Consider the following 16,156-nt stretch of genomic DNA (forward strand, 5'->3'; position numbering starts at 1 on the left):
TTTCCTACATTCTCTAATGGCATTTTTACAGTTTCTATTCTTTTTACGATACGATTCTTAAAGGCATCAAGTGGATATGTTCTCTCCGTTTAAATTCTTACTAAATAAAAATTCTCTATCTAAATCTGCATTTCGAGGAGTCCACAAATTATTGAGATTTTCAGTGAAATAATAATCCCTGCGGTATTTATCTATGCTATCGCTTGGTCTTAATTCCCTTAATCTTTCTTCTATCTTTTTAGTATTTACTGGGTCGATTTCAATTCCAATATACTTTCTCGATAGCTGTTTCGCTACCACTAGAGTCGTACCCGTCCCTGCAAACGGATCAAAAACCAAATCTCCAATATTGCTGGAAGATAATATTATCCTCAGCAGAAGAGCTACAGGAGATTGTTGTTTGTGAAATCTTTCACCATTTTCCATCCTTAGTGCTTCATCACCAGCAAAATATCCTGATGTTAGTTCCCTAATATCATCCCATACGTCAGTAACATACATACCATTTGGTCTCTCATACCTTTCCGTAATTAATCTTGGTGGATTTATCCTAAGTTTATTAAAAACTCTTGGTTTATCGCCCTTTGTAGCAAATACAATTATTTGATAATGCAATCCAAATTTGTTATTCTGTGGAACAGCAGACGTTTTCTTTTTCCATATAATTAAGTTCTGGTAAGTCCAGCCGGTATCTTCAAGAACCTTCATTACTCGAGCTGTATTCTTCTCTCTTTGCATAAAATATATTGAACCACCATCAGAAGTCCTATTATATATCAATCTGCAAACCCTTTTCATGAATATCCAATATTCCTCTTCCGGGATATCATCATCGCTAACTCTGTAATCTTTTCCTTGATTGAAAGGGGGGTCTAAAAAAGATAGATCTATTTGAAGGTCTTTTTTTGGAGTTTTCGATAGAAACTTTACGCAATCGTCATTAATTATCATGTTTTCCTTCATTATCATGCCTCACCTAACAACGTTTTTAAGTCTAACTTGAAGAATTCTCCCTCTTTTATTATCAATTTATACTGTAATAGCTTTTCAATTATACTTTCACCGTTTGTCATAGGAAATATTTCTGAAAGCTTTTCCTTTAACTCTGGTTCGGTATGTTTCCTATCAGACAGATAATAAAGAACCATTGCACATAGAAAGTCAGAAGTTTCTATAACGTTCTTGTTTTTATTGAATTTTTTTATCAAGATAGAGGCGTATCTCCCTATTTGATAAAGATTCCTTTTTAAATTTATGTCGCTTCTCACTATCACTCTGCTAAATAAATTCCTCACATCCTTATCTGGCTTGACTCCGTATACCTTGAAAATAGATACAGCATAATCTTCTTCTTTTTCAGATAAATAATTTAGCAACTGGATAGAATCGTCAAAAATATTGTCATAATCAGCTTGAGCTTTTCTAATGACGTCCAAATTCGATTCAATAGTTATGGTTTCAGTATTTGCTCTCCAAAGAGCCTTCTTCTTGGCATATCCTAAATTCATCTTATTGAGATTCACCGAGCTTACAACGACTCTCTTTTCAGTAATTATAAGCTTTGCATGAAGGGGATGCTTTGGTTTTCTTAGTTCAATGTTATTAGCCATCAATCTTGGGTATAGTTCTCTTATCCGTTCATTGAAATCTTGGCTTTCGCTACCTGTAAGTATTTTGATTGTTTTACCCTTTATAGAATTAGTAATCAAAAATGGTATGATTGCTGTATCTGTGAAACTTTCCGTGGATATATAAACATAATCAGAGGCTTCGCTTATTACCATCTCCCATAAATCTCTGGCTTTGCACTCAATAGGTGCAATGTAAACCTTGTCTTCAATAGATGTAATGTTCTTACATATCTCTGCGGGATAATCCCTAATCCAATGTAACTTCACTTCCGGTTCGGTTATTGTCCTTGGTGCAACGAACAAAGCTTCTTTACTGTCATATGTCGTCTGCTCTACTAAATTCTTAATACTCCCTTCTCCAAATAATGCCAATAAAGTCAGAAATTTTTCATTAAACTCTTTGATTTTTCCTTCTTCTTTGTATATTAGCATGGCGTCTAGTTCCGGTTCTTCCGTAAGATTGGCAGATAAGGATATCGCTACGTTATCCGTTACTAAAAATTTACCATGAAATGAATACCACCGACCTATCGCCGTTGTTGTTCTCTCAGGGTCTCCTATTCCCCATTTTGAAAAATATACCTTAGCTCCATTGGTCTTTATTCTTTCAATCCTGTCCTTTACTTTGTCCCTAATATCCTCATTTATACTATCGTATGGTAAAGTAAAAATCTCAACTTCGATACCCTTTGTCAAAATGCTGTCAATAGCGTCATATATAAATTCATTATGAATTTGAAATACAGCTATCCTAACGTATTTTTTTGCCTCTTTAATCTCTTTAACCACGCGGTCAATCACATCTAGACTAAACTCGAATTCCATTGTTATCCCTTTATCTATTGTTTTTACAATTAATTGTAGTTAAACTCGATGATACGGTTACCTAGTACAAGATTTCTTAATATAGTATGTTTCAGACCTATTTACTGTCTCAACATAACGAGTTTCTATTTTACTATCAGAAACCATACTATCTAAAAGCTTACCAAAAGAGAATCCTGTCATTAACGCGTCAAACATTTTCCAACCTATAGTATCTCTAGGCTTTGTAAAAGACAAATTTGCGTTCAGTGCCATTTGTATTTCTGTCTGAGTCCGAGCTTTGCAATCACCAAGTAATTTTTCAATAGCGCCCTTTAAAGTGGTTTCAGTATATCCTTTCTTAAATTCGTCAGAACTTATTGCCATGAATAGCCATAACATTATTAAATAAAATGCTTACTTACGATGCTTAATACAATTTATTTCCCTTTGAGGTTGTCTCCAAAAATTATATCAGCACCAGAAAAATCTTTCACCAATCTTGGTCATCATCCTCATCATCAGAGCCTAGATGGTCGATTATCCATGCTAACCCCTTCGCAATATCCTTATTCTTCTGCCATTGAAGTTTTTCCTTTTCCAATTCAAGTTCCATTCGCTTAATATCATCTGACCTTGCCTTGCTTAGATCTGTGTCAGTGTTTAACTTCATATTAGACGTTCTTTTTTCTCTTTTCCTTTTTGTAGTATAAGGTAATGTTTTTATCATCACCTCCAAGAGTTTTGTCCTCTTTCTGCCTTCCAATAAACTCACAAAAGCTACTATGACTGCTACTGCGCTGATTATTGATGAAATAATAATATCAAGTGATATGACCATTAAGTTCGTTATTTTAGAATGCTATAATAGGCTATTGAAGTAAGAAAGATGTTTTACTACGTGATTCTTTCAACTATGACCTTGTCTCCTTCAACGTAAAACCCTACAAACTCGCCTTCCTTGATTGATAGTTTCTCCGCTATTCTCTTGGGTAAAGTAATTCTTAACGATTCCCCACTCTTTGATGTTCTGCTAATATCAATAATTTCACTTTTGGTATCCATGTGATTATTGAAATAGTGGCATTAGTATAAAGTTATTTAATTATAACAGTCATATTTAAATATTCATCTCTCAAAAGGGAGAGAGGGGGAGGGAGTATTAGAGCCGCCTACCAACATTATCGTTATGTGAGTATTTAAATACAAAAACATAATAAACAGATCACGAAAGTGTATCTTTCAGGAGGTGATTTGAATTAATGAACTGAAAAAGTATAATGACAGCCGACCAGTACTAGTCGGTATGGGAACAGGAGCTACCATTGGCGCGCTTATAGGTGGTCCAATAGGTGCACTCTTTGGTGGGTTATTCGGTGGACTCTTCGGACTAGGAGTCAGCGAAAAAAATAATTAGAAAACTACTAGGATCTGCCTTGGAGCAAAGGTAGATCCATTATTTTTTTATAAATCTTTCTATCGTCAACAGTTAAAGCGGAAGCTTTGTTTGTGAGCTAAACTACGCTACTACCAATAATTTTTTCTGACTATTATTAAAAGTTATGTTATTACTAGATTCATAAAACAAAAGGCATGCATTTTATTTTAGCATCTTTCCCATAAAATTAAACAACAAAGCCGTTATAAATAAAAAAGTCATCGTACTCTCTCTATCCCCAACGTAATTGAACGGAATAGTTCCTTTATCATGAGTGGTGGCAGTATGTCCAATTTGATTTGATATTTTCTCCAACCCTTCCATTACTTTAGATAATCCATCCATCATTCCATCCGAAGCTTCATTAACTCCAGAACCTGAAAATAATTTATTGAACAGCAACCCTTGAAGTGGGTTTTTATTTCGCTCTGTAACACTTTTTAACTTATCAAAAACCGCTTTTAACTCTCTAGCGATTGTGGCAAAGTCATCGGGTTTTTCCGCTACCTCAAACTTTCTCATCGCTTTTTCAACAATCCCTGCCCTATCCGACATCATATTTTTCCACTCATTAACTTCGTCTGGAACTTTTAGAAATATACTACTGCTTACATTAGGGATATTTACCAAATATCTTTCTTCGCCAGAGATTTTACTCCAAACATTATCATTAAAATCACTCATGGATACTTTTGTATCTGCCCGACCCATATTTGATATATCGACAACTGCCAAAAACGGATTAACATTAAGCTTGTAACCGATAAAACCCAACCAGTTAAGATCCCAATTAATTTGTAAATCACTTCCTAACAAATTATCACTTATATATTTTAGTTCTGGTTTACTAATTTCCGCATCAAAGCAAGCCGATTGGTTAACAGTTATGTGTGAATTTATACTGCTAAGCAAAAGCTTCAATTCTTTATTATTCCGTTTATTTGTTAACACGATAGAAGAAGGTTGTAATTCAGAAATTAGATACACTTCGTTTATATTTACATCGTTAAATTTATCGATAATAAAACAGAAACGAATTCCTTTCCTCCCAGATATTATACCTTCTATGCCTTCTAAATAAGTCAATTTTCCTTCTGCATTAGCAAACCTGGGCTTAATCACATTTTTATATTCATTTGTAGTATTAAAAAGTATGTAATACCGAGATAGTGTACTGAATCTGCTGCAAAATTTAAAAGGTTCTGCACAATTCAAATTTGAAGAGGCGAAAATATGCAGGGCCAGTTAGATCTAGCGAAAAAAGTAATAACTAATATATTCTGGTCTATTTTGTCTGCCAAGACTGGTAAATTTTGCTTGGACAAAAAAAGAATTTGTGAAATTATTGTTGAATGGAATAAAAGAACGATCTACTTATTTCTGAGCAGCATAATCGAATACTGATCTGGCATTTCACTTATTCTAGTCTTTTCTGCTAACATGGTAAAATGATCTCTTAGAAACTTTTTATCTTCTGCTTTCCAGAAGAAGTCTCCAAGAACAAAAAACCCGCCTGGTTTCAACACTCTGCCTATACTCAAGTACGCATCGAATCGTTTCTTCCCTAGATTATGAAAGACAAGGTTCGATACCGCAAGATCAAAGTGTTCTTCAGGAAAATCTAGATCAGTGAGATCAGATTTTATAAAGCGTACTCTATCGCCCACACCCGCAGCCTTCATATTCTCTTCTGCCAATTCTAAGTCTCCCTCAGGAAGACTTTCTGATCCGAATAGATCAACGCCGGTTACTGAAGATGTTCTGAAAAAGTAAGCAGCAAGTTCAGAGAGGTATCCGAGTCCAGAGCCCGCATCAAGAATGCTTTTAATGGTTTCTGGGTGCCCAGTCAGTCTAAAAAGGTCAAAAAAAGTTTCTCTCAGAACTCTTCTTATCAATTCGGATTGTTCAGGCGAAGTATGGTGGTACGTGCCATAGTAAGGAAGTTTCTGCACGTTATTTATATAAAATTTGACTATAAAAGTATTTTGTAGCTCGAAATCTTCAGAATTTCGTCGTTCGAAACTTTTTGATCTCGTTTGAAATAGAAGAGCGTAATGGTTGTACCAGAAACCTTAATAATCTATCCTCAATAAAAAGATGTGAAAAACAAAATAATCATAGCAATTGTTATAGTGGTAGTAATTGCCGCTGGTATAGGTGGTTTCCTGTACTACAACAGCACCGCATCAAACGGCCATATGGCAATATCGGTTGCAGATGCCCCAGCTATGTTTGATGTCCGTGCGGTATATATCTCGTTTAGTTCAGTGGAATTGCATAGCAATACGTCTGGATGGGTAAACTACTCGGTTCCATCCACGACAATAAATATACTTGGTCGAACGACGACAAATGCGTCTTTGCTGACAAACATAACCCTACATTCTGGGAAATATACAATGATAAGGCTGTTCATAAAAAATGTGACAGTTGATGTCCTAGGTGCGAATGTGACTTTCACTTTGGCGTCTCACTTTGCATTTATTAACCACCCATTCAATGTAACTGCACACTCAACAACTGGAATCATAATCGACTTTAACCTGAAACAGAATCTCAATCTGAACTCTAAGGTGTTCACTCCTAACGTTGGGTTTGTTGTGACCAGCTGATCTACACTTTTATTTTTTTAAACTTTATTTCTTCAACTGGTAGCAGATAATCCCCCAGAACAGAGTTTCATTATATTGTTTGCAAAGGGTTATGAAAGATCAATCAGTCATGTGTATTGTCAGGCTATTTTGTGCTTCAAAATAGTGCATTGGGAAACTAATGATAATTCCGTGAAAAGCAGACAAATGTTTTGACCATCTGTTGAGGGTTTCTACTGCGTAGGGTTGGTTAGTCGAAATAGCTTTTGTCGTACTTACTTGAAAACCAGAAGAAAACTTTCGATTGCATGCGTAAGTCATTTCATTATCGTACCCCTAGACTTTCTAGCAAGTTTGATTGTTTTTAAGAAGGCTGATGGGGGGGGGGGAAAATTTTGGGGACTTTCTGGCGTGCGATAAATCACTTATTGTTTATCATAATTTATTCTCATAGTGCTGTGAAGCGAAAAGCGTTAGGTACCGAAGATAAAAACGAAACATACAATGAAATGGCAGATAAAAATTAAACCGGAATTTACATTCAATGAAGATTTAGCTTTGTTTATATGCGTTATTGAAATACATGCCATGCAGTAAAATTTATTGGATGTGAATGAAATGGCAAAGAAATTGAAGCCGGCAAAAATTGTGGACGTTCGCGGAACTATTTGCCCTGGTTCTCTTTGGGAGATGTTGATAGCTTATAAAGATGCTAAGATCGGAGACATAATAGCAGTTTATTCCTCGGACCCGGATATAAAGAATGATGCTCCGGAATGGATCGAGAAGTCTAAAAATGAACTTGTAGGGGTATATGACCGAGACGGATATTACGAAGTTCTGATGAGGAAATCCAACTAGATGAAATGACTAGTCAGTAAATCTATGTTAGGTGATAGATTTTACTATTCCTAGTTCTCATTTTTATCTAGGCAGATTTTTTGTTTTCACATCTATAATCTTTGGTAAAAGAATCAGGAAACTCAGATCTGTAGTGCTTTATAGAGCATAACATACCCACCAAGTGAAATTACATTTATGACGAGCAAAAGTACAGCCAGACTCGAGCCAAAATGCATAGAGAGTGAGTAATATATGACGAACGCTAGGATGCTCTGGACCATAAATATAGAACTAAACGCAATTATACTGGTGAATGAACCAGCCTTTAACCTTAGGTAGCTTCTGACATAGGACACAGTAATTACTGCGAACACTATAACAGATATTGATATTATAACCAAGTTAGCTATCCAGAATGGCCCCAGAGTCAGATCCCCTCCTTTATGCCCGCTGAAGTGAATATTTCCTGTAGCATTTTAATATTTCTCACGATTACCTGATCAGGAAAATAAACTTTGCCATATCCATCTCCCTGAACGAGAACAAGATGGTTTGAGATCAATACTTTCATGTGATGCTCTATCGTCCTGTAGTTTACGTTAAGGTTCAAACTAAGCTTATTGGCGTTTTTCGGACTTTCTAATAACGATTTAATTATCTTTATTCTCATTTCCCCTCCTCTTGTTGATACGAATATCCACCAAAAGAGTCTTTCGATCGAACTCTGAAAATCATTGGTTGTCAAATTCCTTTATAAATTAAAAAGGGTGAAATAAAGGTTGTTGAAAGTTTCGTTCAGATTTTATTTATTGTGTTGCTCCCTGTTATGTGGAATATCTCATTGTATATCATGAACTGCGGCATCCCGTTTGAAGATGTGAAACCGGTGTTGTAATACATTATGTCGTAAGATACGTTGATGTATTTGAACTGCGATGTATTTGCCGCATTCTGGACTATGAACTGTACTGTCGCATTGACGTTTGCTGTTCTACCTGAAATTGTTACTATGGGAGGTGATTCGGAATAGAACCATACTGCAGACCACAGTCCAAAGAACTTGTTCCAGGTTGTGTTTATTTTGGCAAGTCCTGAATATGTTCCATTCAAAGGACCCCCTATCCAGTGGAGAGTTGCGTTTGCCTCGTACTGTTCCATTACCGTTGTATTATTTTCGATTGCTATGTTGTTCCAGTGGCTGAATGCCAAACTATTCACGTAGTTCTGTTCTACAAACTGCTGCGACGGAGAAACAAAGCCTGCCCCAACAATGTGCCATGTTTCATGATATATCATCCAATTGTTTCCTGACTCCATGTATTTCAGAGTGTAACTTACGTTTAGGTACTGTACCTGCTGACTACTGCTTACTGGTGTCAGGACAAACTGGTTACTTGACACTACGGTAGCTGTACTTCCACTAACGCTGACAGTTGGGGGAGTTACTGTATAATACCATACTGCTGACCAGAGGCCGAAAAATTTGTTCCATGTTGCGGTTATATTTGTGATTCCTGCATATGTTCCTGCGAGAGGCCCACCGATCCAGTGTAAAGTCGCATTGCTGCTATACTGCCCTTTGAGCAAAGATACGTTCTCAATGGATATGTAGTCCCAGTGCGCATATGCTTTATCAAGCACAACCTTGCTCTGTTGCGTAGCATAGTTTGTTTGAAGATTATTGTAGTTGCTCTTTTCCTTTCCTGCGTTAGAGTATTCAAAAACAAAAAGTCCTGCCATAACTACGGTAAGGACTATGAATACTGCTAACACCATCTTCAGGTATTTTTGATTCATAATTTATTATTTCATCTTCGTTTATCGATTTTTTTCAAATTTCATTGCACATTATATGCAAATCTTTTGCAAATCCAGGTCTGCAATGCTGTATAAGGGATTTTATCGAGGCGATGATGTGTGATTCTGATCCCAGTTCCAAATAAGATTGGAGTTGTTACGATTTCGCTTTGTGCTCTTCGTCTTAGGCTTTCGGGAAACGAAATAGGAACAGCGATAGGATTTCGGTTTATTTGATGTTAAATATGATGCAAAGATTAAGTCCAAGTGATTGCCGAACAGAAATCTCCATACAGATGGGTCATGGCAGCGATAGCAGGTTTGCTTATGACTACAAGTTTCATCTCCCTTACGGCATTCGGCATCTTGTCTTCAAAGATGGCCACGTATTATCACGTGAGTGTAAACGAGTTGACCATCCTTGGCATAGATTCATTTTCAATAGGCCTTTTTGCAGCGTTTTTTCTCGGCAACGGTGGTGTTTTCAACACGCGTCTCAAGACCGGAGTACTTCTTGCTCAATTATTCCTAATAGTCCCGCAGTTTCTGATACCGATTTTCAATAATATTGTCGTTCTCATCATACTCCGTTTCCTTCAGGGACTTATGATCATGATGCTTGCCCTCTTCTCGATACAGCTCGAAGGATGGTTTGCCCCGGATGAAAGGGCAAAGTCTCTTGCTTTCACTCTTGGTGCCATCAGCCTTGGAAGCGCCGCTGGAGGTCTTTTAGGTGTAGCGTTCAGATCCTTCAGCTGGCAAGAATCCTATTACGTAACCGGCGTACTCATGCTGGTTGGGGCAATCATCTATTTTGCACTCGCCAGGGATTCACCTGAACAGAAGAAAGAATTCATGCAGGAAGAAAAGGTCAAGCATGAAAGCGCCTGGAAGAATCCAATGACATGGGTGATGGGCGTAATTCAGATACCATTGAGCTGGACACTCTTCAGCATTGGTGGATATCTCTCTACGTATTCTAGATTTCTCGGATATTCGATCTCTGAATCTGGAACACTTGTAATTGCGTGGGGTCTTGCCGGCTTTGCAGCTGCATTTGTCGGTGCAGTTCTCGGTGATCATTTGACCAGGAAGGCAAATACGAACAGGGGGATACTAAGGGCTCGATTAAAGGTGATGACTCTGGCGGATGTCCTGATGGCAGTTGGCATAATCCTCATGGTAGCTCTCGGGCATCTATCTTTCTATGCTCTGCTCGTGGCAGTTATAATAAATGGATTTCTAATGATGTTCCCTCCGAACTACTGGGCTCTTCCTGGGAACATATTTCCTCTTGTGATTGTTACAGAGGGTGCATTCGGGATGGGCTTGATTTCAAATTCAGCAGATGCAATAGGTCCGCTCGTCACTTCCTCAATCATCTCCACTATTGGATGGACAGGAGTTTTCATGATCATGCTTGGCCTTGCCCTCCTTGACATTGCTCTAAACGTTTTCCTTGCGAAGTCAAAAATTGAGGTCCCTGAAGGAAAACCCGAATGAAAAAAACTGCATCTCTATTTTTAGACTTTCGGGTGTGCGGATAATTTCTAAATTACTTTAATGAATTTTCTCAATTTTTTTCCGAAGCTCTTCTCGTTCCTGCTGAAGGGTCTTGTCAAGCGGAAATTTCTTGATCTTGGCATCTAGTTCATTTATCCTCATTTCCAGGCTTTTTTTCTTTCTCGTTAGATCTCTCTTACTTAGCCCCATATTGGAGAGTCATACTGTTGTAGGACTAATATTTATCTAATTGTTGTTTGAAACTGTTGTTTCAAGCAAATTCGTGCAAAAAATTATACGATGCATGGGAATTTGTAATGGTTGAACGTCGAGATCAGAGCGCTTATAGAAAGCGATGCTTCCTCTGTTAGAGAGGTTGCCATTGAATCCTGGAACTGGGCTTACGAAGAAATATACGATAAAACCTACATCGACGCATGGATCGATAATAATTACTCTGTGGACTCGTTAGTGAATTCAATTAACCGGTCAAATAGGGGAAATGGCCTGATATTCATAGGCGCATTCGAAGGGAATGAACTTTGTGGATTTCTCCAGGGAATCCTTAGGAAAGACCACGGTGAGATTCTCAGGCTCTATGTGAATCCATCGAAATCAAGACATAGCATAGGTTCACAGCTGTTAACCGAATTCGAGAAATCCACGATAAAAGGTAGGATCGCAACGCTAAAAGTTGGAGTGCAGGAAAAGAATGTTATCGGCATCAATTTCTATGCAAAACATGGGTTCTACAAAGCTTCTAAAGAAAATGATGAACTAATAATGTCAAAAGAGATTAATGACGTTGATTGATCCCATCCACTGTAGGACAAAATTTTGTTTCCAGTGGATCTAAAGCATCTCCCTTAGAACCTTTTTGTCTATCTTTCCGGTGCTCGTCTTCTGGAACGACTCAACAAGGCGGAATTCATCCGGGATCCAGAACTTGGCAATTCTTCCCGAATCTACAAATTTCATGAGGTGTTCCCTTATCTTCTTTTCATCAAGTTCCTTAAGTCCGGATATGAATGCTACCGGGCGTTCCTGCCATTTCGGATCAGGTTTTCCTACAACCGCGACTTCCCCGACACCAGGATACGTGCTTATTGCATCCTCTATAACCACAGTGGGTATGAACTCGCCACCGGACTTCACAGCATCCTTCTCTCTGTCGACTATCGACACGACCCCATATTTGTCAATGACAGCAAGGTCACCAGTGTGCATCCAATCGTCTTTCCAGAGTTTCTGTGTACCCTCAGGGTCCTTAACATATTCCCTTGTAAGCCAGGGTGATCTGACAATAATCTCCCCGATCTCCTTTCCGTCATTCTTGACATCGTTTCCTTCTTTGTTCACAACACGGAGATCAACAAGTGGAATCGGAATTCCAGCCCTGAGTGAAAGATCCAGTTTCTGATTTTCGTCGAGTTTGAACATGTCACTTGAATACTGACCAAGAGTGAGTATAGGGGCGGTTTCAGACATACCGTATCCAGCGTTGGCCGTGATTCCATGTTCCTTTGCAAGTTGATAGAGTCCTTTAGATAGGGCACCTCCACCTATGACTGTCCTGATTCCTAGATCCTTAATTTCAACCGAGTTCTTTGAATTGATGAGCATGTAAAGGACTGATGGAACCATGAGACTCACAGTGACCTTTTCATTCTTCATCACCAGCGGTATTGTTTCAAAGTTGTACTTTCCTGGCAACACATATTTCATACCCTTCATTATGACGAAATATGGCGTACCCCAGCTATGGACGTGGAACATCGGTACGAGAGGCATAATGACATCAGTGCTCTTCATGCTTATCGGTGGATCTGCAAGAGCTGATGCTGAACTTAGGGAGTGAAGAACCAGCTGTCTATGGCTGAATTCCACACCCTTTGGCATTCCTGTTGTTCCGGAGGTATAGAAAGTCGTTGCTAGATCATTCTCATCAATTTCTGGAAGTACGGCATTGGCTGAGCCCTTCATGAGGTCTGAAAGTTTTGTTGCACCTTCTATCATCTTCGCAGGTTCTGCTGCATCCGAAGATACTATCCATCCCTTGACAAATTCAAAAAGAGGTATGCTCTTCTCAATAATAGGTACGAATTCATCCCTTATTATCACAAATTTGTCGTCAGCATGCTGCATTGTATAGAAAATCAATTCCGGAGGGTACCTTATATTTACCGTATGCAAGACTCCACCTGAAAGTGGGACAGCGTAATACAGGTACAGGTAATTCATCGTGTCATAGTCAAAGACAGCAACTCTGTCTCCCTTTTTAATGCCCATGGAGACAAGGCCCTTGGCAAGTCTGTATACATTTTCCTTGAAGCTCGCATACGTTTCCGTCTTAACACCGCTGTACACTATCTTCTGATTCGGATTGTTCCTGACAGAGGATGTCAGAAGCTTGTCTATCGTAAGTTGATACTTATCCTGATACATGAATGTTCATGGTTTGGGACGAAATTAATTTTGCTATAACAGTAATTTACGACTTATTCAATTGTGTCAAGATGAATATTTCAACTTTTGTGCATTCAGAGAGGAATTGTTTCTATGGGATCGGAGAATGTGTTCTTACATAGGGACTTAATTTCTTTAGTAGTTGTAGCTTGTCGTAATTTACTACAGTCATGAGTGAGAGGGGCATGAAATGTAATCTCTGTGTGGCAAGATAAAAAGCTACCGTCAGATTTAACCTGAACTTTAACCACTCGAATTTGTTCATCAGATTGCTTTTGAAAATTTATTTATCTTTAGATTCTAAATTGTTCTTGAACCAGTAAAGAGTCTTTCTTATCCCAACTTCATAAGGTGTGTATGTGAAATATGGGAATACGGCCTTGAACTTGGAATCGTCAAGGATGTAGGGATCTTCGTATTCATAGAGTAGTTCTATGAGACCGCGAGCATTAAGGTAATCAGGAAAGCAGTCAAGATGGTTATTGAACAGCACATTTACATCGCAGATACAATTCAACTTTAAACCTGCATTGAAGCTGGTAGTGTACCGTCCTGCTCTAGGGGCTAAGAACTTAATACAGTAACCGAGAAGCTTGGCATAGAAACAACTCTGTGATCGCTTCACTATCTATTCTTTTTGTTTTTCGTCAGGAATGCGATCATACAACAATGATAATACAACCGCGATAGCAGATTACATAAGGTATGTATATAACGATGGAATATTATTTCACTATGGTTTCAAAAAGTGATTTATTACTTTCCTTCATCTACGCGTGGGGTAAATCGAAGAAGAACAATGAACCGATCCCTTCAGTTACACATTTACAGAAAGAGATTTTTCTCCTCTACAGAAGAATTCCATTTGCAGATATGAAAGATATCTACCATTTTGAACCTCTTTGGTATGGTCCATTTTCAAAAGAACTATCTGAGGACCTTACCTATTTTCAATCAAGAGGTACAATCTCATTTGGTGAAATGAAACTTACCAGCGAAGGATTTAAGATTGCCGCTTCAGTCTGGAATGACTTGAATGAATTTGAAAAACGACAGATACTTGATGTCAAGGCTACATTCAATTATATGAGTTTAAAAGAATTGCTTGATACCGTGTATTCAAGGTACCCGAAATTCACTAAGAGATCGGCTCTCAAGAAAGAGGTAGTCGATAAGTACTTCGCTGATTTTCTGCAGGAAAATGAAATAACTGAAGAAGATGTAGTTTCTGCTGTTAACTTGGCTAAGAAGGCAATGAGATATTAGATGAGACTCGTAATAGATACGAACGTTGTATTGGCCTATCTAATATCTGGCTCTACTCATTCCTCAAATTCTATGGTGTGCAAAAGAGTTGTAACCTGATTGGACGAAGCTTTTACTTGCGATATACTCTACGGTGAGTTGAAAAGGCTTCTTGATTTAGATCCAGATCTTATTGAGAAGATCTCAATGAGTGGGAAGAAAGAAGGGAACATATTTCGTGCATTGCATGATGTTAGAACTGAGTATTTGAACTCAAGACTTGATCCTTACGTTACGCAGCTGAATTTCATAAAAACCGAGAATCTTACGATAGATTCTACAGCAATAAAAGATGTGGGAAACGATTGGTACATGATTTCAATAGCCAAATCTGTCAGTATAGACTATATTGTCACATGGAATACTCAGGATGTTCACAAATATGCTGCCGAAAATGGCATAAACGTAAACAGAATATTAAAACCACCAAAATATTTAGAACTACTGAAATGAAAGACAACGTGTTCACAGAATATCACAAAATGTCAGTCTTTATTGATCATCTCTTTCTTTTTGAGAATTTAGTATTTACTTAAAACTTTAATCAAATCCCGACCGATTCATTCTCCATTTTCATAGGTTTTGAAGGGATTCTGAAACAACTCTTGCTTACCTTATCCTTGAAGCCCTGACAACTGCGATTTTAGTTTCTTCTATGAGGGTACTTATACCCAACTGATAGGGCTTGATCCCAGGGGTTGCATTATAGGCCGTACATCCGAAAAGAAGGGCATAGGAGGTTTATCTGCGCGGCTAAGAGATGATCCTAAAAGTCAATTAGAAGAGATCAGTTTTCTAAGCATTCCAGTGAATTCACTCACATTATTGTCTAATATGGCAAAGAACGCACTATCAGTATCTTCAACGACTCTTATGGCTTTTTCAACCAGATTTCTCCCCTTTCCTGTCGGAGATACAAGATGAGCCCTTGTGTCTCCAGAATTTTTTAACCGCAGAACTAGACTCTTTTTTTCAAGAGAACGCAGTACCTGGGACACCATCATAATGTCTGCGTGTGAAAATCTCGCGATAGCTACCTGCGTGGCCTCCATACCATGATCATTTATCCAAACAGTGGAGGCTAGAAGAACAAACTGTACATGTGTCAACCCCGATTCTCTTAAAGCTGCTCTCATTCTCCTTTGCCAGAGATTTGTAGCCTGCCAAAGTAGAAAACCCGGACTCTCATCTGGTTTCTCAAATTTTGTAGGCATATTATGTGGTGACGACATACACTTGAACCTTCATTGAAACTTGCATATTTTTTCCATGAAAATTGCCATTCGCGCTATATTTTCCATTGTTTTTGGCACTCCGGAAGATATACCATCTCCTATTTCCTTTTCTATCTCTTCTTTTCCCGGGCAGAGAATTATTATGTGATTAGTGAGTCTGACTTTTCTATCTGGCAAACTCGAAAAAGTGTGAATGAACTTTATTGTGGCCATCAAATCATCAATAACAGTTTCATCGGAGAAACCCTTATCTGGGTCGGCTAGAGTAATCTTATAACTCAAAAACCCCTGTCCTTCTGGTTTGATTTTCCCGTGAGCTCCTTCTTTGAATTCTCCCTCGAGAGATACGTCTTCAATTCCATGATCCCATAGCGGCCAAGATTCAACGTTACTGTAGAGAGCCCAAATTTCTTCTTTCCTCGCATTGGTTAGGATACTGTGTTCAAATTCCCATGTCATTATATCATCATAGGAGAATGATATGCGCATATATAATAATTGCACTTATTATTCGAATTCTACTCTTCCGTTAAAAGAAATATT

The 16,156-nt window shown here is 38.1% G+C and carries 22 protein-coding genes; 6 read left to right on the top strand and 16 right to left on the bottom strand.

The features are described from left to right. Positions 1-66: 66 nt before the first annotated feature. From LVQ96_06675 to LVQ96_06705, 7 genes are all read right to left on the bottom strand, one after another. Positions 67-963 carry a site-specific DNA-methyltransferase gene (locus LVQ96_06675; GenBank protein ID MCW6170839.1) on the bottom strand — a complete coding sequence of 299 codons (897 nt, stop codon included), beginning with the start codon at positions 961-963 and terminating at the stop codon, positions 67-69. Between the two features lie 2 nt (positions 964-965). Further along, on the bottom strand, positions 966-2,420 hold the full coding sequence (locus LVQ96_06680) for a phospholipase D-like domain-containing protein (protein MCW6170840.1): 1,455 nt from the start codon (positions 2,418-2,420) through the stop codon (positions 966-968). A gap of 93 nt (positions 2,421-2,513) precedes the next feature. Further along, a complete protein-coding gene (locus LVQ96_06685) occupies positions 2,514-2,822 on the bottom strand; it encodes a hypothetical protein (protein ID MCW6170841.1) in 309 nt (102 codons plus the stop codon). Positions 2,823-2,928: 106 nt separating this feature from the next. Further along, positions 2,929-3,276 carry a hypothetical protein gene (locus LVQ96_06690; protein ID MCW6170842.1) on the bottom strand — a complete coding sequence of 116 codons (348 nt, stop codon included), beginning with the start codon at positions 3,274-3,276 and terminating at the stop codon, positions 2,929-2,931. 56 nt (positions 3,277-3,332) lie between these two features. Continuing rightward, positions 3,333-3,500 carry an AbrB/MazE/SpoVT family DNA-binding domain-containing protein gene (locus LVQ96_06695; protein MCW6170843.1) on the bottom strand — a complete coding sequence of 56 codons (168 nt, stop codon included), beginning with the start codon at positions 3,498-3,500 and terminating at the stop codon, positions 3,333-3,335. A gap of 535 nt (positions 3,501-4,035) precedes the next feature. Further along, entirely contained in the window at positions 4,036-4,995 is a 960-nt protein-coding gene (locus LVQ96_06700; GenBank protein ID MCW6170844.1) for a hypothetical protein, read from the bottom strand. A 248-nt stretch (positions 4,996-5,243) separates the two neighbouring features. After that, positions 5,244-5,825, bottom strand: coding sequence for a methyltransferase domain-containing protein (locus tag LVQ96_06705; protein ID MCW6170845.1), 582 nt, complete (start codon positions 5,823-5,825; stop codon positions 5,244-5,246). 147 nt (positions 5,826-5,972) lie between these two features. On the opposite strand from LVQ96_06705, the gene LVQ96_06710 reads away from it, so the two are divergent. Then, positions 5,973-6,485 carry a DUF4382 domain-containing protein gene (locus tag LVQ96_06710; protein MCW6170846.1) on the top strand — a complete coding sequence of 171 codons (513 nt, stop codon included), beginning with the start codon at positions 5,973-5,975 and terminating at the stop codon, positions 6,483-6,485. A 597-nt stretch (positions 6,486-7,082) separates the two neighbouring features. Then, positions 7,083-7,325, top strand: a complete 243-nt coding sequence (locus LVQ96_06715; protein ID MCW6170847.1) for a sulfurtransferase TusA family protein — start codon at positions 7,083-7,085, stop codon at positions 7,323-7,325. A 122-nt stretch (positions 7,326-7,447) separates the two neighbouring features. Here the strand turns inward: LVQ96_06715 and LVQ96_06720 are convergent, their stop codons facing one another. The 3 genes from LVQ96_06720 to LVQ96_06730 form a co-directional block, all read right to left on the bottom strand. After that, positions 7,448-7,708, bottom strand: coding sequence for a hypothetical protein (locus LVQ96_06720; protein MCW6170848.1), 261 nt, complete (start codon positions 7,706-7,708; stop codon positions 7,448-7,450). A gap of 26 nt (positions 7,709-7,734) precedes the next feature. Next, entirely contained in the window at positions 7,735-7,977 is a 243-nt protein-coding gene (locus tag LVQ96_06725) for a winged helix-turn-helix domain-containing protein (GenBank protein ID MCW6170849.1), read from the bottom strand. A 125-nt stretch (positions 7,978-8,102) separates the two neighbouring features. Next, complete coding sequence (locus LVQ96_06730) at positions 8,103-9,104, bottom strand: hypothetical protein (GenBank protein ID MCW6170850.1); 1,002 nt, start codon at positions 9,102-9,104, stop codon at positions 8,103-8,105. Positions 9,105-9,371: 267 nt separating this feature from the next. Here LVQ96_06730 and LVQ96_06735 point away from each other — a divergent pair, with 267 nt between their 5' ends. Beyond that, on the top strand, positions 9,372-10,607 hold the full coding sequence (locus tag LVQ96_06735; GenBank protein MCW6170851.1) for an MFS transporter: 1,236 nt from the start codon (positions 9,372-9,374) through the stop codon (positions 10,605-10,607). A 57-nt stretch (positions 10,608-10,664) separates the two neighbouring features. Here LVQ96_06735 and LVQ96_06740 read toward each other — a convergent pair whose 3' ends face one another. Then, on the bottom strand, positions 10,665-10,817 hold the full coding sequence (locus LVQ96_06740) for a hypothetical protein (protein ID MCW6170852.1): 153 nt from the start codon (positions 10,815-10,817) through the stop codon (positions 10,665-10,667). Positions 10,818-10,928: 111 nt separating this feature from the next. On the opposite strand from LVQ96_06740, the gene LVQ96_06745 reads away from it, so the two are divergent. Continuing rightward, a complete protein-coding gene (locus LVQ96_06745) occupies positions 10,929-11,420 on the top strand; it encodes a GNAT family N-acetyltransferase (GenBank protein MCW6170853.1) in 492 nt (163 codons plus the stop codon). Positions 11,421-11,459: 39 nt separating this feature from the next. Here the strand turns inward: LVQ96_06745 and LVQ96_06750 are convergent, their stop codons facing one another. The 3 genes from LVQ96_06750 to LVQ96_06760 form a co-directional block, all read right to left on the bottom strand. Continuing rightward, complete coding sequence (locus tag LVQ96_06750) at positions 11,460-13,052, bottom strand: long-chain-fatty-acid--CoA ligase (protein MCW6170854.1); 1,593 nt, start codon at positions 13,050-13,052, stop codon at positions 11,460-11,462. Positions 13,053-13,164: 112 nt separating this feature from the next. Further along, positions 13,165-13,338, bottom strand: coding sequence for a hypothetical protein (locus tag LVQ96_06755; GenBank protein MCW6170855.1), 174 nt, complete (start codon positions 13,336-13,338; stop codon positions 13,165-13,167). 18 nt (positions 13,339-13,356) lie between these two features. Further along, on the bottom strand, positions 13,357-13,590 hold the full coding sequence (locus LVQ96_06760) for a hypothetical protein (protein ID MCW6170856.1): 234 nt from the start codon (positions 13,588-13,590) through the stop codon (positions 13,357-13,359). Between the two features lie 218 nt (positions 13,591-13,808). On the opposite strand from LVQ96_06760, the gene LVQ96_06765 reads away from it, so the two are divergent. Together LVQ96_06765 and LVQ96_06770 are read left to right on the top strand one after the other, a co-directional pair. Next, positions 13,809-14,339, top strand: a complete 531-nt coding sequence (locus tag LVQ96_06765; GenBank protein MCW6170857.1) for a hypothetical protein — start codon at positions 13,809-13,811, stop codon at positions 14,337-14,339. Positions 14,340-14,438: 99 nt separating this feature from the next. After that, the gene (locus tag LVQ96_06770) at positions 14,439-14,831 is read left to right on the top strand and encodes a hypothetical protein (protein MCW6170858.1); all 393 of its coding nucleotides are present in this window, start codon (positions 14,439-14,441) and stop codon (positions 14,829-14,831) included. A 320-nt stretch (positions 14,832-15,151) separates the two neighbouring features. On the opposite strand, the gene LVQ96_06775 is transcribed toward LVQ96_06770, so the two are convergent. Together LVQ96_06775 and LVQ96_06780 are read right to left on the bottom strand one after the other, a co-directional pair. Further along, positions 15,152-15,610, bottom strand: coding sequence for a MarR family winged helix-turn-helix transcriptional regulator (locus tag LVQ96_06775; GenBank protein MCW6170859.1), 459 nt, complete (start codon positions 15,608-15,610; stop codon positions 15,152-15,154). 12 nt (positions 15,611-15,622) lie between these two features. Continuing rightward, complete coding sequence (locus LVQ96_06780; protein MCW6170860.1) at positions 15,623-16,072, bottom strand: hypothetical protein; 450 nt, start codon at positions 16,070-16,072, stop codon at positions 15,623-15,625. Between the last annotated feature and the right edge of the window lie 84 nt (positions 16,073-16,156).

It is taken from the genome of Thermoplasmatales archaeon, from assembly GCA_026127925.1.
Taxonomy (GTDB): Archaea; Thermoplasmatota; Thermoplasmata; order Thermoplasmatales; family Thermoplasmataceae; genus JAKAYB01.

What these genes read in the sequence shown, in the direction of transcription:
- LVQ96_06675 (MCW6170839.1), bottom strand. Translation starts at nt 963, where the DNA reads ATGAAGGAAAACATGATAATTAATGACGATTGCGTAAAGTTTCTATCG.
- LVQ96_06775 (MCW6170859.1), bottom strand. Translation starts at nt 15,610, where the DNA reads ATGTCGTCACCACATAATATGCCTACAAAATTTGAGAAACCAGATGAG.
- LVQ96_06780 (MCW6170860.1), bottom strand. Translation starts at nt 16,072, where the DNA reads ATGACATGGGAATTTGAACACAGTATCCTAACCAATGCGAGGAAAGAA.
- LVQ96_06715 (MCW6170847.1), top strand. Translation starts at nt 7,083, where the DNA reads ATGGCAAAGAAATTGAAGCCGGCAAAAATTGTGGACGTTCGCGGAACT.
- LVQ96_06725 (MCW6170849.1), bottom strand. Translation starts at nt 7,977, where the DNA reads ATGAGAATAAAGATAATTAAATCGTTATTAGAAAGTCCGAAAAACGCC.
- LVQ96_06740 (MCW6170852.1), bottom strand. Translation starts at nt 10,817, where the DNA reads ATGGGGCTAAGTAAGAGAGATCTAACGAGAAAGAAAAAAAGCCTGGAA.
- LVQ96_06685 (MCW6170841.1), bottom strand. Translation starts at nt 2,822, where the DNA reads ATGGCAATAAGTTCTGACGAATTTAAGAAAGGATATACTGAAACCACT.
- LVQ96_06730 (MCW6170850.1), bottom strand. Translation starts at nt 9,104, where the DNA reads ATGAATCAAAAATACCTGAAGATGGTGTTAGCAGTATTCATAGTCCTT.
- LVQ96_06690 (MCW6170842.1), bottom strand. Translation starts at nt 3,276, where the DNA reads ATGGTCATATCACTTGATATTATTATTTCATCAATAATCAGCGCAGTA.
- LVQ96_06695 (MCW6170843.1), bottom strand. Translation starts at nt 3,500, where the DNA reads ATGGATACCAAAAGTGAAATTATTGATATTAGCAGAACATCAAAGAGT.
- LVQ96_06765 (MCW6170857.1), top strand. Translation starts at nt 13,809, where the DNA reads ATGGTTTCAAAAAGTGATTTATTACTTTCCTTCATCTACGCGTGGGGT.
- LVQ96_06755 (MCW6170855.1), bottom strand. Translation starts at nt 13,338, where the DNA reads ATGAACAAATTCGAGTGGTTAAAGTTCAGGTTAAATCTGACGGTAGCT.
- LVQ96_06750 (MCW6170854.1), bottom strand. Translation starts at nt 13,052, where the DNA reads ATGTATCAGGATAAGTATCAACTTACGATAGACAAGCTTCTGACATCC.